At 69.1% G+C, this 24,613-nt stretch carries 24 protein-coding genes and 2 pseudogenes; 15 read left to right on the top strand and 11 right to left on the bottom strand.

The genetic code is table 11. The features are described 5' to 3' along the window. Positions 1-23 precede the first annotated feature (23 nt). On the bottom strand, positions 24-1,385 hold the full coding sequence (locus ABZX90_RS10850) for a histidine-type phosphatase (RefSeq protein ID WP_355203465.1): 1,362 nt from the start codon (positions 1,383-1,385) through the stop codon (positions 24-26). A 193-nt stretch (positions 1,386-1,578) separates the two neighbouring features. Between ABZX90_RS10850 and ABZX90_RS10845 the strand changes: the two genes are divergently transcribed. The 3 genes from ABZX90_RS10845 to ABZX90_RS10835 all read left to right on the top strand — a co-directional run bounded on the left by ABZX90_RS10845 (position 1,579) and on the right by ABZX90_RS10835 (position 4,936). Continuing rightward, on the top strand, positions 1,579-2,181 hold the full coding sequence (locus ABZX90_RS10845; RefSeq protein WP_355203462.1) for a PadR family transcriptional regulator: 603 nt from the start codon (positions 1,579-1,581) through the stop codon (positions 2,179-2,181). 67 nt (positions 2,182-2,248) lie between these two features. After that, a complete protein-coding gene (locus ABZX90_RS10840) occupies positions 2,249-3,967 on the top strand; it encodes an acyl-CoA dehydrogenase family protein (protein ID WP_351134382.1) in 1,719 nt (572 codons plus the stop codon). Between the two features lie 105 nt (positions 3,968-4,072). After that, the gene (locus ABZX90_RS10835) at positions 4,073-4,936 is read left to right on the top strand and encodes an endonuclease/exonuclease/phosphatase family protein (protein WP_355203459.1); all 864 of its coding nucleotides are present in this window, start codon (positions 4,073-4,075) and stop codon (positions 4,934-4,936) included. Between the two features lie 191 nt (positions 4,937-5,127). On the opposite strand, the gene ltaE is transcribed toward ABZX90_RS10835, so the two are convergent. Both ltaE and ABZX90_RS10825 read right to left on the bottom strand, forming a co-directional pair. Further along, on the bottom strand, positions 5,128-6,255 hold the full coding sequence (ltaE, locus tag ABZX90_RS10830; protein WP_355203456.1) for a low-specificity L-threonine aldolase: 1,128 nt from the start codon (positions 6,253-6,255) through the stop codon (positions 5,128-5,130). A gap of 78 nt (positions 6,256-6,333) precedes the next feature. Then, positions 6,334-7,737, bottom strand: a complete 1,404-nt coding sequence (locus ABZX90_RS10825; RefSeq protein WP_355203453.1) for a NucA/NucB deoxyribonuclease domain-containing protein — start codon at positions 7,735-7,737, stop codon at positions 6,334-6,336. Between the two features lie 261 nt (positions 7,738-7,998). On the opposite strand from ABZX90_RS10825, the gene ABZX90_RS10820 reads away from it, so the two are divergent. Further along, positions 7,999-8,604, top strand: a complete 606-nt coding sequence (locus tag ABZX90_RS10820; RefSeq protein ID WP_355203450.1) for an SMI1/KNR4 family protein — start codon at positions 7,999-8,001, stop codon at positions 8,602-8,604. 127 nt (positions 8,605-8,731) lie between these two features. Here ABZX90_RS10820 and ABZX90_RS10815 read toward each other — a convergent pair whose 3' ends face one another. Next, positions 8,732-9,016 carry a helix-turn-helix transcriptional regulator gene (locus ABZX90_RS10815; RefSeq protein ID WP_351135000.1) on the bottom strand — a complete coding sequence of 95 codons (285 nt, stop codon included), beginning with the start codon at positions 9,014-9,016 and terminating at the stop codon, positions 8,732-8,734. Positions 9,017-9,082: 66 nt separating this feature from the next. Between ABZX90_RS10815 and map the strand changes: the two genes are divergently transcribed. Beyond that, positions 9,083-9,865, top strand: a complete 783-nt coding sequence (gene map, locus ABZX90_RS10810) for a type I methionyl aminopeptidase (protein ID WP_355203447.1) — start codon at positions 9,083-9,085, stop codon at positions 9,863-9,865. A 203-nt stretch (positions 9,866-10,068) separates the two neighbouring features. Here map and ABZX90_RS10805 read toward each other — a convergent pair whose 3' ends face one another. Beyond that, a complete protein-coding gene (locus ABZX90_RS10805) occupies positions 10,069-10,731 on the bottom strand; it encodes a helix-turn-helix transcriptional regulator (protein WP_355203444.1) in 663 nt (220 codons plus the stop codon). Here ABZX90_RS10805 and ABZX90_RS10800 point away from each other — a divergent pair. The 6 genes and pseudogenes from ABZX90_RS10800 to ABZX90_RS10775 all read left to right on the top strand — a co-directional run bounded on the left by ABZX90_RS10800 (position 10,716) and on the right by ABZX90_RS10775 (position 15,281). After that, positions 10,716-11,213, top strand: coding sequence for an AMP-binding protein (locus ABZX90_RS10800; protein ID WP_355203441.1), 498 nt, complete (start codon positions 10,716-10,718; stop codon positions 11,211-11,213). The two genes, ABZX90_RS10805 and ABZX90_RS10800, sit on opposite strands and share 16 nt — an antisense overlap. Before the next feature lie 214 nt (positions 11,214-11,427). Next, a complete protein-coding gene (locus tag ABZX90_RS10795; RefSeq protein ID WP_355203438.1) occupies positions 11,428-12,414 on the top strand; it encodes an alpha/beta hydrolase in 987 nt (328 codons plus the stop codon). Between the two features lie 170 nt (positions 12,415-12,584). After that, positions 12,585-13,019, top strand: a pseudogene (locus ABZX90_RS10790) (serine hydrolase domain-containing protein); the annotation flags it as partial. A 41-nt stretch (positions 13,020-13,060) separates the two neighbouring features. Further along, positions 13,061-13,159 (top strand): annotated as a pseudogene (locus tag ABZX90_RS10785) (serine hydrolase); the annotation flags it as partial. Between the two features lie 330 nt (positions 13,160-13,489). After that, positions 13,490-13,738 carry a hypothetical protein gene (locus ABZX90_RS10780; RefSeq protein ID WP_355203625.1) on the top strand — a complete coding sequence of 83 codons (249 nt, stop codon included), beginning with the start codon at positions 13,490-13,492 and terminating at the stop codon, positions 13,736-13,738. A 352-nt stretch (positions 13,739-14,090) separates the two neighbouring features. After that, a complete protein-coding gene (locus ABZX90_RS10775) occupies positions 14,091-15,281 on the top strand; it encodes a DUF2235 domain-containing protein (RefSeq protein ID WP_355203435.1) in 1,191 nt (396 codons plus the stop codon). Positions 15,282-15,352: 71 nt separating this feature from the next. Here ABZX90_RS10775 and ABZX90_RS10770 read toward each other — a convergent pair whose 3' ends face one another. Then, on the bottom strand, positions 15,353-16,096 hold the full coding sequence (locus ABZX90_RS10770) for a TetR/AcrR family transcriptional regulator C-terminal domain-containing protein (protein WP_351135010.1): 744 nt from the start codon (positions 16,094-16,096) through the stop codon (positions 15,353-15,355). Between the two features lie 123 nt (positions 16,097-16,219). Between ABZX90_RS10770 and ABZX90_RS10765 the strand changes: the two genes are divergently transcribed. Continuing rightward, positions 16,220-17,443 (top strand): saccharopine dehydrogenase C-terminal domain-containing protein, encoded by a 1,224-nt coding sequence (locus ABZX90_RS10765; protein ID WP_351135012.1) that lies wholly within the window; start codon positions 16,220-16,222, stop codon positions 17,441-17,443. Between the two features lie 133 nt (positions 17,444-17,576). On the opposite strand, the gene ABZX90_RS10760 is transcribed toward ABZX90_RS10765, so the two are convergent. Then, on the bottom strand, positions 17,577-17,930 hold the full coding sequence (locus ABZX90_RS10760) for a VOC family protein (RefSeq protein WP_351135014.1): 354 nt from the start codon (positions 17,928-17,930) through the stop codon (positions 17,577-17,579). 165 nt (positions 17,931-18,095) lie between these two features. Between ABZX90_RS10760 and thpR the strand changes: the two genes are divergently transcribed. Further along, positions 18,096-18,692: an RNA 2',3'-cyclic phosphodiesterase gene (gene thpR, locus ABZX90_RS10755; protein ID WP_355203430.1), complete on the top strand. Its 597-nt coding sequence runs from the start codon at positions 18,096-18,098 to the stop codon at positions 18,690-18,692. 196 nt (positions 18,693-18,888) lie between these two features. Here the strand turns inward: thpR and ABZX90_RS10750 are convergent, their stop codons facing one another. Further along, complete coding sequence (locus ABZX90_RS10750; RefSeq protein WP_355203427.1) at positions 18,889-19,410, bottom strand: GNAT family N-acetyltransferase; 522 nt, start codon at positions 19,408-19,410, stop codon at positions 18,889-18,891. A gap of 243 nt (positions 19,411-19,653) precedes the next feature. On the opposite strand from ABZX90_RS10750, the gene ABZX90_RS10745 reads away from it, so the two are divergent. Beyond that, a complete protein-coding gene (locus ABZX90_RS10745; protein ID WP_355203425.1) occupies positions 19,654-21,072 on the top strand; it encodes an FG-GAP-like repeat-containing protein in 1,419 nt (472 codons plus the stop codon). An 84-nt stretch (positions 21,073-21,156) separates the two neighbouring features. On the opposite strand, the gene ABZX90_RS10740 is transcribed toward ABZX90_RS10745, so the two are convergent. The 3 genes from ABZX90_RS10740 to ABZX90_RS10730 all read right to left on the bottom strand — a co-directional run bounded on the left by ABZX90_RS10740 (position 21,157) and on the right by ABZX90_RS10730 (position 23,706). After that, on the bottom strand, positions 21,157-21,738 hold the full coding sequence (locus ABZX90_RS10740; RefSeq protein WP_355203422.1) for an NAD(P)H-dependent oxidoreductase: 582 nt from the start codon (positions 21,736-21,738) through the stop codon (positions 21,157-21,159). A gap of 223 nt (positions 21,739-21,961) precedes the next feature. Next, complete coding sequence (locus tag ABZX90_RS10735; RefSeq protein WP_355203419.1) at positions 21,962-22,366, bottom strand: NAD(P)-dependent oxidoreductase; 405 nt, start codon at positions 22,364-22,366, stop codon at positions 21,962-21,964. Between the two features lie 257 nt (positions 22,367-22,623). After that, a complete protein-coding gene (locus ABZX90_RS10730; protein ID WP_355203416.1) occupies positions 22,624-23,706 on the bottom strand; it encodes a protein kinase family protein in 1,083 nt (360 codons plus the stop codon). Positions 23,707-23,827: 121 nt separating this feature from the next. On the opposite strand from ABZX90_RS10730, the gene ABZX90_RS10725 reads away from it, so the two are divergent. Continuing rightward, positions 23,828-24,283 (top strand): VOC family protein, encoded by a 456-nt coding sequence (locus tag ABZX90_RS10725; RefSeq protein WP_351131270.1) that lies wholly within the window; start codon positions 23,828-23,830, stop codon positions 24,281-24,283. The last annotated feature ends 330 nt before the right edge of the window (positions 24,284-24,613 follow it).

The raw sequence follows: 24,613 nt of genomic DNA, 5'->3' as shown, positions 1-24,613 counted from the left end.
CGCCGCCGTGCTCACGGGTTCCGTCAGGAGACCGGGTACGCGCGCCCGAAGCAGCGTTCCAGTTCGTTCAGGTCGTAGAACGTGCTGCCCTTCGACACCGGGCGGCAGCTCGCCTTGAACGCGGTCTCCTTCTCGTTGTAGAGCATGCGGACGAGGTAGGTGCCGCCCTTACGGAAGACGTCCCACTGAATGTTCGCGCCGAGCGGTGCCACGGAAGCGCCGCGCCAGGGATTGTCGGCGTAGGTGTAGGGCTGTCCGGGGGTGGCCGGTTCGGTGCTGCCGGGCAGGCCCATCAGAGCCGCCAATGGGATGATCTCCTCGGCGTGGGTGAAGCGCAGTTCGGCGCCGAGCCTGCTGGTTCCCGCGCGCTTCGCCTCCGCCTGCCGGAAGAAGTCGTCGAGCAGGACGCCGGCCATCTTGTACGTGATGTCGCTGTCGGCGAAGCCCGGGCCCTTCTCGTAGAAGTCCTCGGTGTCGCCCAGGTATCCGAACCAGGCGGCGTCGTGCCGGGAGATGTACCGCTGCATGTCCCAGCCCCTGCCGCCGGGGCTCTCGTCGCTCATGGCGGGGGCGATGGCGTACAGGTTGTAGACGGCCTCGGCGGCGGCGACGTCGCTGCCGAGGGCGGAGAACTCACCGTCGGTGACGCGTTGCACGAAGTCCGCGGTGAAGATCTGCCGCAGTACGCCGCGGGCGGCGCGGTGGGTGGCGGGCTGGTCGGTGATGCTCTTGAGGGTGGTCGCGAGCCGCTGATCGTTCGCGATGTAGTCCCGGTAGGCGGCACCTCCCGCGGCCTTGTGGAAGTAGAGCAGGTCCTTGTCCGTGCGGGTGGGGCCGATCAGCGGGGCCAGGTCCGGGTCGGCGGCGGCGAGCGCGGCACCGTACAGGTTGCCGCTGTCGACGGCACGGCCCTGCCCGGAGCTGACCACGTCGATGCCCTCGGAGTCGGCGGCGATCCGGTCGAAGAGCCCGGGCAGCCGCCGCTCCATGCGGACGGCGGTGTCCTGGATCTCGCGCTTGCCGCGTCCGCTGAGGTTGCCGTACCCGACCTTCGCCATGGCGTCGAGGAGAGCGCGCACCCGGGGCCCGAACCCGAGCCCCTTCCGCGTGAGTTCGCCCTCGCTCTCGGCCTTGTCCCACAGGGCGAGGATCAGGTCGCCGTCCTCGCTGTCGGTCGCCGAGCGCGCCCCGTGGCGGGAGACGTTCTCGGTGAAGACCGGGACGAAGCCGCGGGGCGCCCGCTGATAGGTGCGGGCGTCCTGCCGCGCCTCGTACACGGCCTTGCTGCCGTAGCTGTCGGTGGTCCGCTCGCCGGCCTGGGCGGGTACGGAGTTCGCCAGGAGCGCGCAGAGCCCCAGGGCCAGAGCGGGGGTGACTCGTTTCATGGACGGGCCGTTTCGTCGGAAGGTCACGGAGGTGATCTTCCGTATGGTCGACGGCCGATGTGAACGCGGAGTGGCTCGGGAGTGGCGGGTCAGGAGGGCGGGTCAGCCCTCGGCTCCGCTGCTCGGGTGAGCCGCGTCTCACCCGAGCGACGGCGCTTGCCTATGCAACGAGTTGCATAGAAAGCTGTGCCGTATGGCGCTCGAACACGCGATCCTCGTCTCCCTGCTGGAAAAGCCAGGCTCCGGCTACGAGCTGGCCCGGCGGTTCGAGCGGTCCATCGGCTACTTCTGGACCGCCACACATCAGCAGATCTACCGCGTTCTCAAACGCATGGAGCACGAGGGCCTTCTCGCCGTCCGCGACGTGCCGCAGCAGGGACGGCCGGACAAGAAGGAGTACTCCGTCGCCGACCCCGGCCGCACGGCCCTCTCCCGCTGGCTGCACGAGCCGATCGAACCGGAGAGCCTTCGTCACGATCTCGCGGTGAAGATCCGCGGCAGCGCCTTCGACGACCCGGCGGCGCTCGTCGACGAGGTCGAGCGGCACCACCAGGTGCACAGCGACCGGCTCGCGCACTATCTCACCGGGGAACTGCGCGACTTCACCGGGCCTGACGCCCCCGCACCGCTCGACGCCGGTCAGCAATTGCAGCACGTCGTGCTGCGCGGAGGCATCGCGTACGAGCGCATGACGATCGCCTGGCTCGACGACGTCCTCGCCACCCTGCACACCCTGGGCATGACGACCGGTGCCACGGCCGATCCACACAGCAGCCCGTCGGGGCCGTCAGCCTGAGTCGCACCCTCACCCTCCATCCCCGTACGGCAATCTCCTCCTCCCATCCCTCGGAAGGCGACCCTCCATGGCCACTCCCCTGCTGTTCAACCCGCACACCTACGACCCGACGCACTTCGACCCCGAGACGCGCAGGCTGCTGCGCGCCACCGTCGACTGGTTCGAGGAGCGTGGCAAGCGCCGTCTGATCGAGGACTACCGCACCCGCGCCTGGCTCGGTGACTTCCTCGCCTTCGCCGCGAAGGAGCGCCTGTTCGCCACCTTCCTCACCCCGGCCTCCGCCGCCACGGACGAGGACCAGCGCTGGGACACCGCCCGGATCGCCGCCCTGAACGAGATTCTCGGGTTCTACGGTCTCGACTACTGGTACGCCTGGCAGGTGACCATCCTCGGTCTCGGCCCGGTCTGGCAGAGCGACAACGCCGCGGCTCGCAGCCGTGCCGCGGACCTCCTCTCCCAGGGAGAGGTCTTCGCCTTCGGCCTGTCCGAGAAGGCCCACGGCGCCGACATCTACTCCACCGACATGCTGCTGGAGCCCCAGGCCGACGGCGGTTTCCGGGCCAGCGGATCCAAGTACTACATCGGCAACGGCAACGCCGCCGGCCTCGTCTCCGTGTTCGGCCGCCGCACCGACATCGACGGCCCGGACGGATACGTCTTCTTCGCGGCCGACAGCCGCCACCCGGCGTACCACCTGGTGAAGAACGTCGTCGACTCCTCCAAGTTCGTCAGCGAGTTCCGCCTGGAGGACTACCCGGTCGCCCCCGAGGACGTCCTGCACACCGGACGCGCCGCCTTCGACGCGGCCCTGAACACCGTCAATGTCGGCAAGTTCAACCTCTGCACCGCCTCGATCGGCATCTGCGAGCACGCGATGTACGAGGCCGTCACCCATGCGCACAACCGCATCCTGTACGGCCGCCCCGTCACGGCCTTCCCCCATGTCCGCCGGGAGCTGGCGGAGGCCTACGTCCGCCTTGTCGGTATGAAGCTGTTCAGCGACCGCGCCGTCGACTACTTCCGTTCGGCCGGACCGGAGGACCGCCGCTATCTGCTCTTCAACCCGATGACGAAGATGAAGGTGACCACGGAGGGCGAGAAGGTCATCGACCTGATGTGGGACGTCATCGCCGCGAAGGGCTTCGAGAAGGACAACTACTTCTCGCAGGCCGCCATCGAGATCCGGGGCCTGCCCAAGCTCGAGGGCACGGTCCACGTCAACCTCGCGCTGATCCTCAAGTTCATGCGCAACCACCTGCTAGAGCCGATCGGCCACCCCGCCGTGCCGACCCGCCTCGACGCGGCCGACGACGACTTCCTCTTCCGGCAGGGACCGGCTCGCGGCCTGGGTGCCGTCCGCTTCCACGACTGGCGCGCCTCCTACGACGCGTATGCCGAGATCCCGAACGTCGCCCGCTTCCGGGAGCAGGCCGACGCCCTGTGCGAGTTCGTCACCACCGTCGCCCCCGATGAGGAGCAGAGCCGCGACCTCGACTTCCTCCTTTCCGTGGGGCAGTTGTTCGCGCTGGTGGTGTACGGACAGCTGATACTGGAGCAGGCGCGTCTCACGGACCTGGACGAGTCCGTGCTCGACGAGCTGTTCTCCGTGCTCGTCCGTGACTTCTCCGGACACTGCGTCGAACTGCACGGCAAGGACTCCGCCACCGCGCCGCAGCAGCGCTGGGCACTTGGCGCGGTCCGGCGTCCCGTAGTGGACGAAGCACGTTCGGCACAGGTCTGGCAGCGCGTCGAGGCACTGTCCGGGGAGTACGAGATGGCGCTCTAGCAGGGCGGCCAGCAGGTCGTGCGCAACAGCCGACGCCGCACAGGCGGCTGTTGCGCACGGGTGACAACCTCGTCCCGTAACCTCGTGCATGGAGACGTCAGATTCATGTGCATGCACATTGAGGAGGCGACGGTGCTCCGGAGGGACACACGGTTGCTCGTCGGCGCCGTGATCGTGGCCTGCATGGTGCTTGTGGGCCCCAGTGCACCGAGCGGTGCCCTCTTCGCCAGGCCACTGCCCGCCTATGCCGTCAGGGATGTCGTACCGAACCGGGTCATGACGTGGAACATCTGCAACCCCTGCGAGGCAAGCAACGTTGACCGGGCGGCGGAGATCGCCACGTATGCGCCCCAGGTCATCGGCCTGCAAGAAGCGTGCGTGCGTGACGTCGAGAGGATCCAGGACTATCTGGAGAGCCTCTACGGGCTGGTCTATCACGTCGAGTACGGGACGGTTCTTCGGAATTGGGGCCGCTGCGGTGGAGCCCCGTGGAGTCCGGGAGCCTTCGGCCAGGCGGTCCTCTCGGCGGCGCCGATGACAGACCGCGTCAACGTGGAATACCCCGACGGAGGATCCGAGGACCGTGGCTACATGGCGGTCACCACCATCGTGGGTGGCCGGCCCGTCCGGGTCTTCAACACACACCTCGCCCAACGACGTCAGGAAGCAGTCCGAGCAGACCAGACCGGCGTACTCGCCGCAGACGTCGCTCGGCACGACCGTGCAATCGTTCTCGGCGACTTCAACGCCGTGCCGGATGCTCCCGAACTCACCCGGATATGGTCACTGGCGACGGAGACAGACCCCGAGTGTCGTCCCTCGTCCGTCGGAAGCTGCGAGCCGACCACCGACTGGCACACCAAGTTCGACTACATCTTCCTACGAGGCATCGTCCCGCACGAGCACCGCGTGCATCCGACGCCGTACTCGGACCACGACCTGCTGCACAGCGACCTGGACCCGACGTGAGTGGCATCCTGGCCCGCCGGGCTTGTGATTTCGGGAGCCGACGATCCGCTCCGCCCGGCCCGGGCCTTGGTGGCTGCCCAGCGCCGTGACCACGAGGTTGCCGGCGGGCTCCGCGGCCACTGGGCGTGCTGTCCAGTGAGGGAATCCGCGCGGGACAGTTGGACAAAGGCGGAACCAACGGCCCTACAGGCTCAGCGTGTTGCTGTCTCGGCCACGGTCTCGCGTACGATCCGCACCGCGCGTTCCGTGTCGGCGCGCGTCACGTCCAGGTGGAACACGAAGCGCAGCTGGCCCGGGTATCCCCCGCACAGCAGGCCACGGCGCGCCAGTCGGTCGCGCACCTCGTCGGTCTCCAGGCCGGGGGCGGACTTCGCGAAGACCATGTTGGTCCCGCTGGGCTCCATGGTGAGGCCCTCCACGTCCTTCAGGCCGTCGGCGAACAGCGCGGCGTGCGCATGGTCGTCCGCGAGCCGCGTGACATGGTGGTCGAGCGCGTGGAGTGCCGCGGCCGCCAGCACGCCGGCCTGCCGCATCCCGCCACCCAGCACCTTGCGCCAGCGCCGTGCACCCGCCACGAACTCCCGTGATCCCACGAGCGCCGAGCCGACCGGCGCGCCCAGGCCTTTGCTGAAACAGACCGAGACGCTGTCGAAGTGGCCGGCGATCAGCCGTGCCTGCTCGTACGGGTCGCCTCCACCGGCCACCGCCGCGTTGAACAGGCGCGCCCCGTCAAGGTGCGTGGCGAGTCCGTGGTCGCGGGCGACGTGCGTGGCGGTCTTCAGGTAGTCCGTCGACACGGCCCGGCCACCGATGGTGTTCTCCAGGCAGAGCAACCTTGTGCGCGCGAAGTGCGGGTCGTCCGGTTTCACGGCCTCCGCGATGTCCAGCGGGTCCAGCGTCCCGTCCGCCCGATGCGGCAGCGGCTGGGGCTGGATGCCTCCGAGCACGGCGGCGCCACCGCCCTCCCACCGGTACATGTGGGCCATCTGGCCGGCGATGTACTCGTCCCCGCGGCCGCAGTGGGTCAGCAGGGCGCACAGGTTGCTCTGCGTTCCCGAGGAGACGAACAAGGCGGACTCGAATCCGAGCAGCCCGGCGATCCGCTCCTGCAGCGCGTTGACGGTGGGATCATCGCCGAAGACGTCGTCGCCCACCTCGGCCTCGGCCATCGCCCGGCGCATCGCCTCTCCGGGCCGGGTGACGGTGTCGCTGCGCAGATCGATGAGGTGGCCGGGCTCGCCGTGGGCGGCGTCGGTCACGTTCACGGCACGGGAGACATCCACGGCGTCGGTGGTACGGGCGGCATCAGTGGTGGGCACACGCACACTCTGCCACGCCAGGCGTGGCCTGGATCGCCGGGGTGGCCGAGGCCACTCCGGCGATCCGAGGAGTACGGCCTAGTCGCGGACCTCGACCCAGAAGGCGTCCGTCCCGTACAGGATGCGGTCGCTGAAGTAGTACCAGCGCAGCAGGCCGCCCGCGGAGCGGTTCTCGCCGTTCGAAACCGCGCGGACCGAGAAGTCCCAGGTGAAGCTGCCCGCGCCTTCCTCGGTGGACTGGAACGGGTACTCGTCACAGTCCTGGGTGGCCGTGTCGTACGGCGGCAGTCCCCGCCAGTCCTCGTACGGGGGTTTCCGGTTGCAGGCGGCGTCCTTCATGGCCTCGTTGGCCTGAGCTGAGGGGCTGCCGTCGGCGACGCGGTGCAGACCCTGGTCGTCCCGGGTACCGCTGTACTTGCCGGGGATGTGCTTGGGCTCCAGCTCGATCGGATAGGTCTTCTCGGGGGTGTCCTGGGCGACCCGGATGTGCCGGGCGACCGAGGTGACGCGGGTGTCGCTGATGGCGTACTGGAGGTGCGGGATCACCTCGTAGTTGACGCACGCCTTCGGATAGTCGACGCCGAACTGCGAGAAGTAGTTGGCGGAGTCGCAGCGGAAGGCGCGGTCTGCGGTGGTGGCATCGGTGACCACGTAGCCGCCGCCGGAGCCGCCGAATCGGAAGTGCCAGTGGTGGAAGAGAACCTTGTCCGTGGAGGTGGACGCCTCCGCCTCGGAGTAGATGTCCCAGTGCAGCCACTCGCGGTGGTAGTCCCACTCGTCGAAGGTGTGCTCGATACCGCTGCCGGTCGCGAAGCAGTACTCGTAGCTCTCCGAGCAGTCCGAGAGGATGAACATCTTGAGGTCCGGGGCGGTGAAGTACCGGTCCCACAGGTTCCAGTCGTCGTACTCCACCGAGTCGTACTGGGCTTGGAGGTAGGTGCGCAGGACGCGCTGCTGGCCGTTGCCGACCGCCACCGCGTGGTAGGCCACGCTGTTGGTGCCCTGGTACACCGGCTCACCATCGATGATCTTGAAGTACTGGACGCCGATGCGCATCTTCCGGCACCACAGCCAGCGGTTGAGGGTCTCCCCCTGAGCGGAGGAGGCCCCGGCGCGGTCGAGGCACTGGTTGGTGTCCTGCTCCGGGGGCTCGTCACCGAGGTTGGTCGGGGGGAGGCCGAGGGCGGCGGCCCGCGCGGAGGCCCGTCCGTCCGTCGCCAACGGCACCTTGGAGGTGTCGAGGTAGGACTTGGCGCCCAGCTTCCTCGCCTCGGCCAAGGCTTCCTTCATCGCCTGCTCCGGCGACAGGGACGCCGCCTTGGCCTTGGGCGCGGGCGCGGCCCGCCACGCCGACCGGGGCCGCTGAGCCTTCTTGTCGACGTCCTCGCCGGTGAGGATCACCGGCTTCCCGATCAACTTGCCTTCGGTGGCCGTCCGTTGCCCACTCCCGTCGCCGGGCGGGGGCGCAGGAGTGGCGGACATGGCCGGCGCCCCCATCCCCAGGATCAGGACGAGCGCCGCCACGACGGCGGACAGTAACTTGACTCCCCCTGCGCGCCCTACGGTTGTTTCTCCCACGATGGTGTCGCCCTCTCGTTGTTCCGCGTACGCAAAGCCCTCAGAACCTGCCATTGAATGGACGCAGACAACGTTGGTGCGGGTGACGAAACCAGACCAGGACGGAACCAGACGTTCCCCATGTGTGGGGCATCTGTCCCCGGCCCCGAAGGGGAGTGAAGGACCTTGGCCGGTGAACCGTTTGACGTGCTGTGGAGCCGGATCGAGCGCCGGCTAGCCCGGAGCGCTCCCGCCTGTCACGCCCGGCTGAATCCGCCCGCCGACCCCGCGGCGCTGCTCCGGGCGGAGCAGGAAACCGGCCGCCCCCTCCCCGGGGGACTCGCCGCCTGGTGGCGCGCCGCCGATGGAGTCTCCCCCGCCCGACCGAGCCTCGGCGAAGCGCCGTTCCGGCTCCTGCCGTACGGATGCGACCCGTATCCGGTGGCGGAGGCGTTGACGCGACGGAAGCTGTATCTGCGCTCGTCGCACGACACGGTGCCGCCGCCGCTCGCCGCCGCTCTGGAAGCTTGGCTCGCCCGCTGCGGCCAGGACCCGGCCGGTACGTACTACCCGTATGACGTGACGCCGCTCTGGCTTCCGCAGTGGCTGCCAGTGGGCGGGGACGGCCTGGGCGGCGGCCTCTTCGTCGACCTGCGCGCAGGCGACCAGTACGGGTGCGTCGTCCGCCACGGCACCACGTCCCACGGCCCGAATCCGTCCTGGCCGAGCATCGAGACGCTCCTCGCCCACGTGGCGGACACGCTGGAGGACTTGGACAGGGACGGCGACTGACGGCGAACCGGACGGGCGGGTCTCGAAGAGCCCGGCAACCAACGCCGAACCCGGAGAAGCCCCTCCCATCGGGCGCGCCGCTCAACCGCCTTCGAAGCAGCCGTCCGGACGACGAACGGCCGACGGGCTATCGCACGTTCCCCGTACCGGATCGGCTGACGCCGCGTTCGGGCCGGCTGATCTCGGCCCACACCGCATCGAGGGAGAGGCCGAGGACACCGGCGATCGCCGCGATGGTCGGGAAGGCGGGGGTGGCCACGCGGCCCGACTCGATCTTTCGGAGGGTCTCCGGTGAGACACGTGCGTCGAGCGCCGTAGCGAGCATCGAGCGCTCTCCCCTGGCCCGACGCAGGAGGGCGCCGAGGCGCTGTCCGCGTTCGACCTCTGCGGGAGTGAGCGGCAACCTGACCATGACTCCGATTCTAGTACCGGTATAGTTTGGCCGGTATAGTTATTGGTCGCGTGAGAAGGGCGCCGCATGATCGAGATCCTGAACCCCACCCGACTGGCGCGAGCAAAGGACACAGGGGCCCTGGTCGCCGACATCCTGCAGACGCTGAAGAGCCGTAGCGCGATCGGTACGAACCTTCTGGACATCGACCGGTGGGCCAAGACCATGATCGTCGAGGCTGGAGCGCAGTCCTGCTACGTCGCCTACGAGCCGTCCTTCGGACGGGGCCCGTTCGGCCGCTACATCTGCACGGGCGTCAACGACGCGGTGCTCCACGGACGGCCGTACGACTACACGCTCGCCGACGGCGATCTGCTGACGCTCGACCTCGCGGTCTCCAAAGGCGGAGTCGCCGCAGACGCCGCCATCAGCTTCATCGTGGGCGACGCGAGGCCCCCGGAGAGCGTCGCGATGATCAGTGCAACCGAACGGGCGCTGGCCGCAGGGATCGCCGCTGCCGGGCCCGGGGCTCGCATCGGCGACATCTCCCATGCCATCGGCACAGTCCTCAGCGAGGCGGGGTACCCGATCAACACGGAGTTCGGAGGTCATGGCATCGGATCGACGATGCACCAGGACCCGCACGTTGCGAACACCGGACGGCCTGGCCGTGGCTACAAACTGCGCCCTGGGCTGCTGCTGGCACTGGAGCCCTGGGTCATGGCGGACACCGCTGAACTCGTCACCGATGCCGACGGGTGGACGCTCCGAAGCGCGACGGGCTGCCGGACAGCACACAGTGAGCACACGATCGCCATCACCGACGACGGAGCCGAAATCCTCACCTTGCCGAAGCAAGAGAGGCTGTGAGGTCGGAGGCCCAAGTTCCCTCCGCCACAAGCGCTGCATCGCGATGCGGGCCGGAGGTAGCCGGTCAACTACCGGTCGGTGCAAGGAATCTCCGTCGGCGGAGCCTGCCGAACCGGACCGCGGGGGAAGATCGAGGCCGGTTTCCAAGCCCTCGACGGTGCGTGATCGTCCGAACCCCCGCACGGCCCGTCAGTGCCCGGATCTCACAGCCACCCCGCACGGGCCGCGAGGACACCCGCCTCGAATCTGCTGCGCGCATGGAGCCTTTCCATCAGGGCCGACGCGTTGCGTCGTACGGTCCGCAGGGACAGGCCGAGCTTGCGGCCGATGTTCTCGTCCGTGTGCCCGGTGGCCGGCAGCAGGAGCAGTTCACGGTCGCGCCGAGTGAGTCCCCGGTCGTCCGGCTGATCCAGTTCGTGCCAGGGCCGGGCGGTCGCCCAGAACCGTTCGAAGAGTACGTGCAGAGCCGCCACCACTCCGTAGCTGCGCAGTTCCAGCGCGCCCCGGCGTCCGTCGTCCGGATCGATCGGGACGAGCGCCACCTCCCGGTCCACCAGGACCATCAGCATGGGCAGCGCGGGCACCGTGCGGGTCTCACCGCCGAGGGATTCAAGCCAGCGCACGTACTCCAGGGTGGCCGCGTCATTGCGGAAGCTGTCCTGGTAGATCGCGCGCAGCACGACGCCCCGCTCCAGCGCGAGTTGGTCCAGTGGCTTGCTGGACTCCATGGTGTCCGGCAGTTGCGCGCCGCCGGGAGAGAACGACAGGCACTCCGTACGCGCGGACTCGGCGAGTTCCGCGAGCCGTGTGCGGACGGCGTCCAGGCCGAACAACTGGTGGACGACTTCGGGTGCGTACTCTCGCACGGCGGCTGCGTCAGGCCGGCGCCGGGCGGGGCAGCCTGATCGGGGTGTGCCTGGAGCGGTCCGCAGAGATGGTCACGGCCATGCCGGCCGTCCTCAAGGCGGGTGCCGGCTTCGTCCCGCTCGACCCGCGGGCGCCGACGGCCCGGACCGAGGGAATCGCCCAGGACGCGGGACTGGTCCTCGTACTCACCGAGACGGGTCTGCTGGAGCGGCTGACGGTGCCGCGAAGGGGGGTCGGACGCGAGGAAGCGCCGCCGCCCGCCACCCCCGCCGAGGCCGGAACCGCCCTCGGCGACGTCGCGTACGTCTACTACACCTCCGGGTCCACGGGCACGCCCAAGGGCGTCGCCATCGACCACCGCTGTGCGCCGGGCCGGCTGCGGTGGCTGACGGACCGTTACGGACTGCGCCCCGGTCAGCGCGTCGTTCACAAGACTCCGCTGATCTTCGACGTGGCGATCTGGGAACTGTCGCCCAGCTGATCATCCCCGGGGCCAGCACGGCGGCCGGCGGGACCCCGCCGAGGTGTGGGATCAGCCGGCGAGTGACTGGACGCGTTTGCCGAAGCGGCAACAGGACTCGCGGCGGCCTCCACGACTGCCGCATGATCATTGCCTGAGTCGTAGGCACGCCGGCCCCAGACCGGCCGGGGGCGCATGCGGCGCAAGCGGATCGATCGACAGCCCTGGAGAACTCATGTCGCAGCCCGCCCAGGTAACGGATGTCACACATCGTCAGGTCCCCTCTCCCGCCGGCAGGATCCACCTGGTGGAGCAGGGCGTTGGGCCCTTGGTGTTGCTGGTGCACGGGTTCCCGGAGTCCTGGTATTCCTGGCGCCACCAGTTGCCCGTGCTGGCCGCGGCCGGATACCGCGCGGTCGCCATGGACGTCCGCGGCTACGGGCGTTCCTCCAAGCCCGAGGAGGCGACCGCGTACCGGATGCTCGACCTGATCGAGGACAACGTGGCCGTGGTGCAAGCGCTCGGCGAGGAGACCGCGGTGATCGTCGGGCACGACTGGGGCTCGGCCATCGCCGCGAACTCCGCCCTCATCAGGCCGGACGTCTTCCGCGCGGTCGGACTGCTCAGCGTTCCGTACGCGCCCCCCGGTGGCCCGCGGCCCAGCGAGGTCTTCGCGCAGTTGGGCGGCGACGAAGAGTTCTACGTCTCCTACTTCCAGGAGCCCGGCCGGGCCGAGGCCGAGATCGAACCCGACGTCCGCGGCTGGCTCGCGGGCTTCTACGCCGCGTTTTCCGCCGAGACCATGCCCGCACCCGGAGCCCTGGACCCGCACTTCGTCAGTCGCGGTGGGGCATTGCGCGACCGGTTCCCCTTCGGACGGCTGCCCGCGTGGCTCAGCGAGGACGACCTCGACGTCTACGCAGCGGAGTTCGAACGGACGGGTCCGGTCGGAGCGCTCAACCGCTACAGGAACATGGACCGGGACTGGGAGGACCTCGCCGACTTCAACGGCAAGCCCATCACCCAGCCGTCATTGTTCCTCGGCGGGGCGCTGGACGCCTCCACCACATGGATGGCCGAGGCGATCCAGGCCTACCCCGCCACTCTGCCCGGTCTGGTCTCCTCGTCCATCCTCGACGGCTGCGGCCACTGGATCCAGCAGGAGCGCCACGAGGAGGTCAACGAGATCCTGACCGGCTGGCTCGCCTCCCTGCCGACCTGAACAGCGACACCTGCTTCTGGACAGATAGGTGATGTTCTTGCGGGTCGTGAGGCCGCCGGGCCGGCGTCCGGGGGCTACGAGCCGATACTGCGGGACATGCGACCATCCGCCCGATTTCTCTGCTGCGCCTGACCGCGGTCACCGCCCTGATCGCCTTCAGCACCCCCGTCATGGCTGCCAACGGCGCGCCGAGCAATGGCAGCGACCGCCGACCCTGCGCCAGTTCCCGGCTGCCCGACCGCGGCCCGGCGCGTGACATCCGTCGGATCGCGGAGCAGGCCAAGAAGGAACTCGACCTCAAGTCCGTCATCCTGCGGGTCACCGTCGACGGCCGAGAGGTCATCACCACCGCACTCGGTGAGTCGATGACGGGGGTACCGGCCGACCCCGCCATGCACTTCCGGAACGGCAACGTGGCGATCAGCTACATGGGCACGGCGCTCCTGCGCCTGGTCGACGAGGGGAAGGTCGGCCTCGACGACCCCGTCGGGCGCTGGCTGCCCGACCTTCCGCACGGCCTGGGAGACCGGATCACCCTGCGCATGCTCGGCGCCTCCACCTCCGGGCTCGTCGACTACGTCACCTCTCCCGGCTTCTCCGACAGCATCTACGCGGACCGTTCCGCCAGTGGACGGCTGAGGAACTGGTGGCCCTCTCGACCAGCAAGCCGCTGTGGTACGAGCCGGGCACCAACTGGAGTTATTCGCACGCCAACTTCGTCCTCCTCGGTGCCGCGCTGGAGAAGATCACCGGGACCCCGCTCGACGTCCTGCTCCGGCGAAAGGTCATGGGTCCGGCTCGGCCCGCGCGAGACCAGCAACAGCTCCACACCCGACATTCCTGCACCCGTCCTGCACGCCTTCACGGCCGACCGCGGAACCTACGAGGAGTCCTCCTTCTGGAACCCCTCATGGACCACCGCCCCCGGGGCGGTGCAGACCACCGACATCTGCGACCTGGCCCGCTCCGCCTCCGGCATCGGCTCGGGCGAACTGCTCTCCCCGTCCGCCTACCAAGAGCTGTGAACCCCGGGACGGTGGGCCTGGGCCACCCGACCAAAACCTGCCCGGCAACGGTGTGCATCGCGAACACCGAAGCCACCCACTACGGCATGGGCCTGCTCGTCCTGAACGACTGGGTCTCCCAACACCCGCTGTTCTTCGGCTACACCGCCGCCCAGGCGTACCTTCCCGGCGAGCGCCTGGCCATCGCAGTCTCGACCACCAAGGGTCCCAGCACTCCCGACGGCCACACCGCGCAGACGATCACCCAGCGAATCGCCGCAGCCCTCGCCCCGGACCACCCGATTCCCGATTTCGGCTGAGCCGAGACAGCCGCACGCGCACCCCGACACCCGACTCCCCACCCCTTGATCCCTCAACCAACCGGGGATGCCCGAGCATCCCCGCGGACGGGCGCAGCTCACGGTGACACCGCGCTGGGCCGCCGTGAAACGCGCCGCCTCATCCCTTGCCGAAGGCGGTCAAGGTGCCTTCGGCGACAGGCGGACCGTCCACGTTGTTGCCCTGGCCGCGCTCGCCGGCGGTCCAGGGCCTCTGGACGTGGCCCCGACGCCCAATTCCCGCTGCCGGTAGTCGCGTGGCACGACCCACCGAGTGGTGCAAGCATGGGTGTAGTGCTAAACGCCGCTCCGCGCTCTCGCGAAGAGGGATGTCATGGCCAAGCGTCTGATCATCTGCTGCGACGGCACGTGGAACTTCGCCGACCAGCCAAGCAAGACCAATGTCGCCAAGGTGGCTCTGTCTGTGCGCCCGGGGTCCGTTGCCGGGAAGGAACAGCACGTCTACTACCACAGCGGCGTCGGCGCCATGCGGCGCGAGCGTCTGCGCGGCGGCGCGTTCGGCTTCGGCCTGTCCCGGAACGTCGTCGATGCCTACCGCTTCCTCGTCGAGACGTACGAGCCCGACGACGAGCTGTTCCTGTTCGGCTTCAGCCGGGGCGCGTTCACCGCGCGCAGTCTGGCGGGGCTGGTGCGCAATTGTGGCATCGTGCGCCGCGACCACGCCGACCGGATCCGGGAGGCCTGGGCCCTGTACCGCGACCGGATCGAGCAACCGAGCGGTGCGGCCGCCACCTTGTTCCGCCGCTCATATGCGCGCGAAACGGAGATTCACTTCATCGGCGTGTGGGACACGGTCGGTGCCCTGGGCGTCCCGGTCCCGGACGCCCCTTGGCTCCAGCCGGCAGCGAACTGGTTCAACCACCGTTGGGCGTTCCACAACACCGACCTGAGCCGCTGGGTCAAGGGGGCCTTCCACGCACTCGCCATCGACGAGCAGCGCTCGGTGTTCCGGCCGACTCTGTGGCACCAGCAGCCCGGCGCCCTCGAGCGGGGACAGGAACTGAAGCAGGTCTGGTTCGCCGGGGTGCACTGCGATGCCGGTGGCGGATACATGGAAACAGGGCTGTCCGACATCCCCCTGCTCTGGATGGTCGACCAGGCCCGCAGATTCGGTCTGGAGTTTGATGCCGATGCGCTCAGTGAGGCCGGACCGAGTGAGATGAAGCCGGACGAGAGCATCGACTTCCGCATACGGCCGGACAGTTCGGGCGACCTCCATTCCTCACGGACGGGACTGTTCCGCCTCGCCAAGCCTCTGCACCGGCCCCTGGGAGAGGCCGCGAACGACAAGAGCGAGCTCGACGGCAACGAGTTCCTGGCGGTACCAGCCAAGGAGCGCTACGACCGGAACCCGGGCTACAGGCCGCCGGAGCTGGTGCGGTATCTCGCCGGCCAGGAACGGGTCCGACTGGAGCCCGTACTGCTGCCGGGTCTCGCCGCGGGCCTGCCGCCCATTCCCCCCGCTGCATCCGATGCGCCGAGCGGGCTCGACCGCGCCAGGTGACTCCGCGATCTCGCCGCCCGCACATCGGCTGGCCGGATGGGACCATAGGCGTTGGCATAAGAGCTCACGACTCAGCGTTTACGTGTACTTGCGGTGTGCGGATACTGCCGCGCGCGTGCCCAGGCAAGCTGCTCTGCCGCGCTGTTCAGGAGCGTGTCGAGGACGACGGGGTAGGCGCTGTGTGTCATCCGTCCGGCCAGGAGCCGCGCGACGGCCGCAATGTGCGGGTGGGTTTCGGCGGGCAGTTCGGCGTAGGTGGAGTGCCACATCTCCTCGTCCGCCGCGCGGGCCTCGCCCGTCAGTGCCAGCGACCCGGCGTCCAGGGCGGCGAAGGCCAGAGTGAGGTCGATGAACGCGTGGTAGACGACGACCGCGTCCACGTCCGCGAAGCCCGCGGCGCGCAGGATGCCCAGGATCGTCTCGTCCACCGCGATCTCCCGTGGCCGGCCGGTGACTCGGCTGGCGGTCAGCACGGCGGCCTGGGGATGGGCGAGGTAGGAGGCGTGAATGGCCTGGCCGAGGGCCCGCAGGTCGGACCGCCAGTCTCCGGTGGCTGTCCAGGTGTCCAGCGCCCGTCCCATCAGCTCCTCGCCGATGGCCCTGGTCAGGTCGTCCAGTCCGGCGAAGTACCGGTAGAGGGTGCTGGGGTCGGCACCGAGGACCGCGCCCAGCCTGCGTGCCGTCAGTCCTGCGCTGCCGTGCTCACGTAGCATCCGCAACGCCGTCTGCACGATCAGCTTCTCGGACAGCACCGTGCCCTGCCTCGTCGGCCGGCGCCTGCGCCGTGCCGCCTCCGGCACCACCTGTTTCGCCATGCCGACTCCTCTGCTCCCCGCGCACGCTTTCTTATGCCAACGTTGTAGACCTTAAGCCAGGACATCCCGTTGCATCGGTCCAGCCCCGGAGGCGTCCGTCTCCGGCGACGAAAGGTGTGTGACATGCGAGTACTTCTCGTGGGCGCGGGCGGCGTCGGCACGGCCGTCACCCGGATCGCGGCCCGCCGCGACTTCCTGACCCACATGGTCGTCGCGGACTACGACCTCGCACGCGCCGAGGCGGCCGTCGCGGCGCTCAAGGAACACGGGGACCGGTTCAGCGCGAGGCGCCTGGACGCCTCCGACGAGGACGCGGTACGTCAGGCGCTCGCCGAGGAGCAGTGCGACGCCCTGCTCAACGCGACCGATCCGCGGTTCGTCATGCCACTGTTCAACGCGGCCCGCGCGGCAGGTACGCACTATCTCGACATGGCGATGTCCCTGTCCGCGCCGCATGCCACCCACCCGTACGAGCGATGCGGCGTCAAGCTCGGCGACGCACAGTTCGAACAGGCCGGTCCGTGGGAGCGTTCCGGGCGGCTGGCTCTGGTCGGCATGGGGGTGGAGCCGGGCCTCTCGGACGTCTTCGCCCGGTACGCAGCCGACGAACTCTTCGACGAGATCGAGGAGATCGGCGTCCGCGACGGCGCCAACCTGACGGTCGAGGGCTACGACTTCGCCCCGTCCTTCAGCATCTGGACGACCATCGAGGAGTGCCTCAATCCCCCGGTCGTCTACGAGAAGGATCGCGGCTGGTTCACCACCGCCCCCTTCAGCGAGCCGGAGGTCTTCGACTTCCCCGAGGGCATCGGCCCGGTGGAGTGCGTCAACGTCGAGCACGAGGAGGTCCTGCTCATCCCCCGCTGGGTGGACGCCCGCCGGGTGACGTTCAAGTACGGCCTCGGCGACGACTTCATCGCCAAGCTGAAGACCCTCCATGACCTGGGTCTGGACGCCACCAAGAAGGTCACCGTCCCCTCGGAGAACGGGCCCGTGGAAGTCTCCCCGCGCGACGTGGTCGCCGCCTGCCTGCCCGACCCGGCCACGCTGGGCGACCGCATGACCGGCAAGACCTGTGCGGGCACCTGGGTCAAGGGCACCAAGGACGGCTCGGCTCGCGAGGTCTACCTCTACCACGTGGTCGACAATGAATGGTCGATGCGCGAATACGGATCCCAGGCGGTGGTGTGGCAGACCGCCGTGAACCCTGTCATCGCGCTCGAACTCGTCGCGGGTGGAGCGTGGTCGGCCAGCGGCGTCCTCGGCCCGGAGGCCTTGCCGCCCCGTCCCTTCCTGGACCTGCTCACCGAGTACGGCTCGCCGTGGGGCCTGCGCGAGGAGGGCTGACGGCCGGTGCGAGCCGGGAGCGGCCGGCCGACTCATGGCGGCGGGGGCCCCGGTCGCGGATCTCAACGTCCGCGATCGGTAACCCCGGATTGTTCGGTCAGAGACACGGGTCAGGCCGTTGCGCACGTCGCGGTCAGGCGGGCTGCCACAGCTCGACCCTGTTGCCCTCGGGATCGGTGACCCAGCCGAATCGACCGACACCCTCCATGTCCTGCGTCTCTTCAGCCACGTCCGCTCCCTTGGCACGCAACTGAGCGAGCATCGCATCCAGGTCGCGGACCCGGAAGTTGAGCATGCTCTGCTGGGCGCGGGACCCGAAGTAGTCGGTCTCGGACTCGAACGTCGCGAACACCGTAGGCCCGGCTCCCTGACGCCACAGGCCGTTCTCATCAGCGTCCAGGCCCAGACAATCGCGATACCACGCGCCCAGGGCCGCCGGGTCGGCAGCCCGCATGAAGTACCCACCGATTCCAAGCACACGTTCCATGCCGCCATCTTGCCAGGACAGCGATCGTGCGGGCCGACACCACACCATCGCCCGAGCGCGGCCCGCGACGGCGCCTTAGCCGTCCTCTGGACCGCCGGCCCCGCGCTGCTACGGCGAAGGGGCGAGGGCGCCGGCACAGGTGGCAGGTGCGGTATGAAGTCTGGTGTGAACGATCAGACTCAGCCCGCGACCGTTCGCGTGTTCATCGCCCTCGCACCGCCTGACCACGCGAAACAAGAACTGGCACGGGAGCTCCGTCCCGCCTACGGCACTCACCCTCACATGCGGTGGAACCGCATAGAAGACTGGCACATCACTCTGGCGTTCCTGGGGGAACTGCCGGTCGAGACCGTTCAACTCCTCAGACCCCCTCTCGCCGACCTCGCAGCGGACCATCGACCGCTGTCCTTGGCACTGCGCGGGAGCGGCACCTTCGACGACCGCGTGCTGTGGAGCGGGATCGACGGAGACCTCGACGAGCTGCAGGGACTCGCGGCCGATGTACGTAGCGCCGTCAAGAACTGCGGGGTCGCCTTCGAGGACCGACCGCTGCGCCCTCATCTGACATTGGCCCGCGCCCGTCGAGGAGACCGATCGTCGGCGGCAGAAATCGCCCAAGGGTTTGCCGAATTCACCGGCCAGCGGTGGTCCACCGAACGTCTGCACCTGGTCGGCAGCAACTTCGGCCGTAGCAGCGGACCCATCCACTACCGCGACATCGAGGCTTGGACCCTCGGCCACGGGAGCCCCACTCGGCCTTGAACGAACCAACCGTGCATGGGGAATCGTGATACTGGCCGTGGCGCTCGCCGCGACCGGCCCCCCGTCCCGTACGCCCGTGCGGCCCGGACAGCAGCACAGAAGATCGCTGCCTCGATGACACCTGGCGGTGCCTGCGTGCCTCCGACGAACGGATACGCGAGGTGGCCGACTGGGCGAAGCGGTGTCTGACGCGGCACTAACTGCCGTACTGCACGGGCTTTTCCAGGAGGGTGAACGACTTGGTCGTGCCACCCGGCTGCGGCTTCCCCGTCTTGTGGCCCACGACGTGGTATCCGGCGTCGAGGTAATAGGCGGTCAGACGGGCGTTGTCCGCCAAGCAGTCGAGGCGGGCCAGGGCGTGGCCCGCTTCCGCCACCCGGCATTCCGCGGCTCGCAGAAGCCTCCGTCCCACGCCCGGGGCGGCGTTGGCGTGATCCACCATCAGACGGTGGACGTAACCGGCAGTCCGCGGTTGAGGGCCCCAGGCGTCCTGGTCCTCCCACCACAGTTCCCAGGCCCCGAGCACACGTCCGTCGGCCTCCGCGATCCAGACTTCCCCGTTCTCCATGATCCGGCGGAAGTGGTCCTCACCGAGTTCGCCAGGCTGCCACTGTCCCTTGATGCCCCGGGAGTTCATCCAGCGTGCGGCGTCGTCACGGAGTTGCACGACGGCGACAAGGTCGGCGTCGGCGGCCAGGCGAAAGCGTAGATCGTCCACCCCATGATCATCACACAGGCGTTCGCTTCTCTCTCTGGAAGCACTTGCGTGGCAGCAAAGCCAGCCGGGCCGACGGAGGCCCACACCCCACGGCATCGCCCGGCATTCATATTTTCTCCATGCCACCATGGGCAACCGTTCATGTGTCTCACGGGTCTGCTGTGGTGGCGGTACGGCCCATACCGCGCGGACCGTACGCGTAGCGGCGTGACCGCAAGAGGACGACACAGGAGTGTGAGCAGCATGGGACGGCGACGGATCCTCGCGGCGTGTGCGACGGCGATGGCGGTAACGGGCGCGGCCTTGGTCGTGATGCCCGCGCATGCGGCGCCCGGCAGCGGGTCGCCCGCCGCCCGGGCCGGTGATCTCGACGGTGACGGTTTCGGCGACCTCGCGGTCGGCTCGCCGGAGGGGACGATCGCCGGGTTCGCGAAGGCCGGCTACGTCTCGGTGGTGTACGGCACGGCGCAGGGCGTACGCACCTCCCGGCACAAGGGCATCACCCAGCGCACGGCAGGTATCCCCGGTACCCCTGAGGCGGGTGACCGATTCGGCTCCGCGGTGGCCGTCGGGGACGTGGACGGCGACGGGTACGCGGACCTCGTCATCGGCGCGGGCGGCGAGGCGATCGGCTCCGTCAAGGGCGCCGGTTCGGTCACCGTCGTCTTCGGCGCGAAGGGCGGGGTGAGCGGCGACGCGATCGCTTTCCACGCGCCCACTCCGACGGCCCGTCAGGCCTTCGGCAACAAGCTCGCCGTCGGCGACTTCGACCACGACGGCCGCGACGACATCGCGGTCGCGGCCGGCACGAAGGTGCAGGTGGTGAAGGGCGCTGCCAAGCTCCGCGACACGGCGAAGCCCGCCATGAAGTCCTTCACCCCGCCCGGCGGCGGTGCCGGCACCGGACAGATCGCTGCCGCCGACGTGAACGGCGACGGGTACACGGACCTCGCCACGGTCGCCTACTTCGACGACGCGGCGGACGAGGGCACCCTCGGTGTCCTCGCCGGCTCTGCGCAGGGCCTCACCGGCAAGACACTGGGCAAGACCGGGCTGCCCTTCGCGGGATACAGCATCGTCGCCGGTGACGTCACCGCCCACGGCAGGGACGACATCGTCGTGGACACCGGATTCTCGGACGGCCCGGACGACTTCCTGCTCCGGATGTTCCCGGGCACCGCCGCGGGCCTCGGCGCGGGCGTCGCCTACGGCGGCCCGGCGCAGCCCGGCCGCGCCGCGGTCCTCGCCGACCTCGACGGCGACGGCCACGCCGATCTGGTCACCTCCGATACGGGCGCTACCGACCCCGACGGCTTCAACAACGCGGGCGCGGTCACGGTCGTGCCGGGCTCGGTGGCCGGCCTGGACGCGGCGCACGCGCGAACCATCACCCTGGCCACGCCCGGCGTGACCGGCGCGAGCGAGGGCAACGACCTCTTCGGCGCGGCGGTGGCTGCGGGCGACTACGACGCGGACGGCGCCGCCGACCTCACCGTCGGCGTTCCGGGCAAGTACCTCGGCACCGGTGCGGTCAGCGTCATCCCCGGCTCGCCCGACGGGCCCACCGGAACAGGATCCATCCTCTTCAACCCCGAGGACTTGGGCCACCCGGCGGTCAAGGCGCGCTTCGGCCTGGCTCTGGGCGCGACGACCCGACCCTGACCACGAGCACTTCGGCCCCGGCATGCGCACGTAGCCGGCCGGGGCCGAGTCCTGAACGCAGTTGCTCGTTCTTCCCGGAAGACCTCAGGCGGCGGCCCGGGAAGCCGCGCGCAGTGGGCCGAGCGCCCGCGCCCACGCCAACAGCTCGTCGACCAGCCCCTGCACCTGCGCCACGTGCGGTTCCTGCGGCCGGAAGTCCGCAAAGGCCACGAAGTCCTCGCGCAGCGACAGCGCCACCTGCGGCCCGATGTCCGCCATCCGCAACGGGCCCGCCTGCGCGCGCAGCTTCTGCACCGCCATGACCGCGCCGAAGATCCCGTAGCCGACGTAGCCGACCGGCTTGCCGCCCCATTCCTCGTAGAGGTAGTCGATGGCGTTGGTCAGAGCGGCGGGCGGTGCGGTGTTGTATTCGGGCGTGACGACGATGAAGGCGTCCAACGAGCCGATCCGCTCGGCCCATCGGCGGGTGTGCGGCTGCCGCCCCGGCGCCGTGCGCGCCGGCACGGGCTCGTCGAGCAGCGGCAACGCGTAGTCCTTCAGGTCTACGAGCTCGAAGTCCGCGGCGTCGTCGGCGTGTTCGGCCGCCAAGTCCCGTACCCATTGGGCCACTTGTTCGCCGTTGCGGCCGGGGCGGGTGCTGCCGATGATGATGCCGATCCTGACCATGTCCGATTCTCCTGTGCTGGTACTCGCAACTGGTTCCGGTTTGATTCCGGTTCTGGGTTGGATTGGGGTTCTGGGTTCTTGCGCGCTGGATCCGTCGCTACTTGGTTCCTGATGGGGGCGCGGCAAGTCGTTGCCGTCCGCCGCTGTTTCCCCGAGCGGTCAGGGGCCACCCCGGACCTGGAGCGCCTCGGTTCAGTCCGCGCGCGAACAAAGCTGCTGTGTTTCACGCAGGACCGCCCAGGCGTCCGCCACCGGGCCCATGTGTCCGAGCTTGAGTCACGCCGGTCGCCTCGGCCGCGGCCAACAGGTGGTCCGTCCCCTCGGTGCGCAGCCGGACGGTGGGGACGGAACACCGGTCGAAGTGCTTCAGGTCGGGCTTACCGGCGTGCGCCATGGAAATCCCGGTCATCTGGTGCACGATCACGTCCGGTCGGGCGGCCGCCACGGCTTCGCCGACGGACACCGCGTCCAGTCCGTCCATCACGATCGGCTCGGCACCCGATCGCTCCACCGAGTCGAGTTTGGCCGCGCTCGTCGTCGTGGCCGTCACCTGGTGGCCGCGATCCACGAGCCGCGGCACCAGCCGCCGCCCCAGGACCCCGGTCCCGCCCGCCACGAACACCCGCATGTCCATCACCTTCCCGCGTCCGAAGTTCGTCTCCGAGACCTGGGACGAGACAGCCGTGCCGTCTGTGACATCGCGGCGCCGGTGGACAGGCAGCGGAGGGTGCGGCGATCGACGAGCGTGGCGCCGGAGGCCTGGCGCGGACGCCGACGACCAGGTCGCCCTCCCAGCAGCCGCGACGCTCACGTCGCCGCCTCGCCCCTAACGAAGCACGGGCTGAACGCGCCGGGGTCGGCTGAACAGAGCGGAGCAACGGGCTCTCAGTCGCCTACCCCTGAGGCAGTGGCGAGAGCGCGCTCGACCTCAACCGCGGGGAAGGGAGTGCGCTTGCTCTGCGTCAGCAGCCGATGGTGAAAGTCGTCCAGGACCATGGCGTGCGGGGCGTGCCGGTCGATGATCGCGCCGATGTCGGGCGGAACGCCGACGGGTCGGCTGCCTTCGATCCATGCGCGCAGGAAGGCTCCGTACTCGGAGCCACTGCGCACATCCTCGGGGAGATGATGGCGCAGGAGGTGGTTCGGGGCGTACGAGCGGTCGTACGCAAGGTGATCGGTGAGGAAGGCGCGCTCTTGCGCCGAGAGTTCGAAGTCGCGGCTCGACGCGAGTCCGAAGTCCGCGAAGCACACCCGCCGGCCGTCCGTGAGCAGGTTGGCGAAGTGCGTGTCGAAGTGCACCAGTCCGCGCCCACTCATGAACTCCGTACCCCGCCGCAGCTCATCCTCGATCCACAGATAGGGCGATTCGCCGCCCGGGTCCGGCGGGGCCGCGTCACGGACGCTGCCGAGCCAGGCTGCGAGCGTCTGGGGCACATGTTCCAGGAAGAGCACGAGGCTGAAGGAGGACCTTCCGATGGCCTCCAGTCTGCGGCGCACGGCCGGCGAGCCCTCCCAATGCGCGACGGCACCCTCAACACCCCCGAGCCCGTCGACGAAGCCTGCGGGGGCGCTGTCCGGCAGAACCCGCCAGTGATAGAGCAGTGGGAAGCCCGCGTACTCGTTCCTCAGCACCCAGCCCGTGGTCATCATGTGCGCGGCCAGCTCGCGCCAGGCGCCGAATCCCGCCGAGCCGGCTCCGTACTGGTAGAAGGTGGGAAGGCCGAACAGGTTGCCGGTCGATCGCACATGCTCCGGCTGCAACTCGACGTCCGTCAGCGGGACTCGCTTGACGAAGACCCGTAGCCCCTCGACTTCCATCTCCGCCGACCGACCGCCGATACCGGACCCGAGACTCGGCGCGGCGGCCACCGCGCCCTCAAGCTGACGGTCACTGAACAGGGACAGTCGTGCTCCCACGGCCGCGTAGGCGGACACACGCGCGGCATGCCCTGACTCGGTCCCGTCCATCGACGACTCCAACCCGACTTCAAAACTGACCCGTTGATCATGCCAAGCCTCCAGGGGCAGCTCGGCGTTGCACCTACTCCTCCGCGTTCGCCGCCACTGTTACGGCCGATACAGTCGGCTGGTGACCACCAAACCCAAGCTCCAGATGACCATCGACTGTACTGAGCCCGAGCGGCTCGCAGCGTTCTGGGCCGCTGCACTGGGTTACGAGATCGAGCCGCCGCCTGCACCGTTCGCCACCTGGCGCACGTACTGGCTGGACCAGGGCGTGCCCGAGGAGGAGTTGGGCACAGGCGACTGCAGCGACTCCGTCATCGATCCGCAGGGCGCCGGACCGCGGATCTGGTTCCAGCAGGTACCCGAGTCGAAGGTGGTCAAGAACCGGCTCCACCTTGACCTGGGCGTGAGTGGAGGGCGTAGCGTCCCGTTCGCCACTCGCAAGGAGCGAGTCCTTGCCGAGATGGAGCGGTTGGAAAGCGCGGGCGCCTCCCGGCTGCGCATCGTGGACTCGGAAGGCTCAGGTTCTGTCTCCGTCTTGATGCAGGACCCTGAGGGCAACGAGTTCTGCGTCCATTGAACGGTGCCCCTTCGGGTGGGTGCCGCACGTCGGAGGACCCACCGAGCCACCACCACAGGCACAGGCGTTGACCACCCGGGCAACCCACATCGGGTCCATACACCCAAAAAAAATGACCCTGCCCGTATAAGAGAAGGGGCAGGGTCTTCACAGAGCGCCGAGCAGGCCTTGCACCTGCATCTCCCCGCAGGAAGCGGGACGTCTTTCCTTGGACCACCGACGCATCGCGAACCGGCGTGACTTCCACCGATCAACTCAAGATCAATAGTAGCGCACGTCCCGGCAGACCCAGCACGCCGGCCGAGGACGTCGCGCGTATGCCTTCTTGAT

The organism is Streptomyces sp. NPDC002935, assembly GCF_040611295.1.
GTDB lineage: Bacteria > Actinomycetota > Actinomycetes > Streptomycetales > Streptomycetaceae > Streptomyces.
The sequence above is the reverse complement of the archived record's forward strand: the minus strand, read 5'-3'. Positions and strand labels throughout refer to the sequence as shown.

Coding starts and splice junctions, on each gene's coding strand:
- ABZX90_RS10815 (WP_351135000.1), bottom strand. CDS start 9,016: ATGGTCAGGTTGCCGCTCACTCCCGCAGAGGTCGAACGCGGACAGCGC.
- ABZX90_RS10740 (WP_355203422.1), bottom strand. CDS start 21,738: ATGGTCAGGATCGGCATCATCATCGGCAGCACCCGCCCCGGCCGCAAC.
- ABZX90_RS10765 (WP_351135012.1), top strand. CDS start 16,220: ATGCGAGTACTTCTCGTGGGCGCGGGCGGCGTCGGCACGGCCGTCACC.
- ABZX90_RS10825 (WP_355203453.1), bottom strand. CDS start 7,737: ATGTCCGCCACTCCTGCGCCCCCGCCCGGCGACGGGAGTGGGCAACGG.
- ABZX90_RS10745 (WP_355203425.1), top strand. CDS start 19,654: ATGGGACGGCGACGGATCCTCGCGGCGTGTGCGACGGCGATGGCGGTA.
- ABZX90_RS10775 (WP_355203435.1), top strand. CDS start 14,091: ATGGCCAAGCGTCTGATCATCTGCTGCGACGGCACGTGGAACTTCGCC.
- ABZX90_RS10835 (WP_355203459.1), top strand. CDS start 4,073: ATGTGCATGCACATTGAGGAGGCGACGGTGCTCCGGAGGGACACACGG.
- ABZX90_RS10760 (WP_351135014.1), bottom strand. CDS start 17,930: ATGGAACGTGTGCTTGGAATCGGTGGGTACTTCATGCGGGCTGCCGAC.
- map (WP_355203447.1), top strand. CDS start 9,083: ATGATCGAGATCCTGAACCCCACCCGACTGGCGCGAGCAAAGGACACA.
- ABZX90_RS10795 (WP_355203438.1), top strand. CDS start 11,428: ATGTCGCAGCCCGCCCAGGTAACGGATGTCACACATCGTCAGGTCCCC.
- ABZX90_RS10770 (WP_351135010.1), bottom strand. CDS start 16,096: ATGGCGAAACAGGTGGTGCCGGAGGCGGCACGGCGCAGGCGCCGGCCG.
- ABZX90_RS10840 (WP_351134382.1), top strand. CDS start 2,249: ATGGCCACTCCCCTGCTGTTCAACCCGCACACCTACGACCCGACGCAC.
- ABZX90_RS10735 (WP_355203419.1), bottom strand. CDS start 22,366: ATGCGGGTGTTCGTGGCGGGCGGGACCGGGGTCCTGGGGCGGCGGCTG.
- ABZX90_RS10730 (WP_355203416.1), bottom strand. CDS start 23,706: ATGGACGGGACCGAGTCAGGGCATGCCGCGCGTGTGTCCGCCTACGCG.
- ABZX90_RS10845 (WP_355203462.1), top strand. CDS start 1,579: ATGGCGCTCGAACACGCGATCCTCGTCTCCCTGCTGGAAAAGCCAGGC.
- ABZX90_RS10850 (WP_355203465.1), bottom strand. CDS start 1,385: ATGAAACGAGTCACCCCCGCTCTGGCCCTGGGGCTCTGCGCGCTCCTG.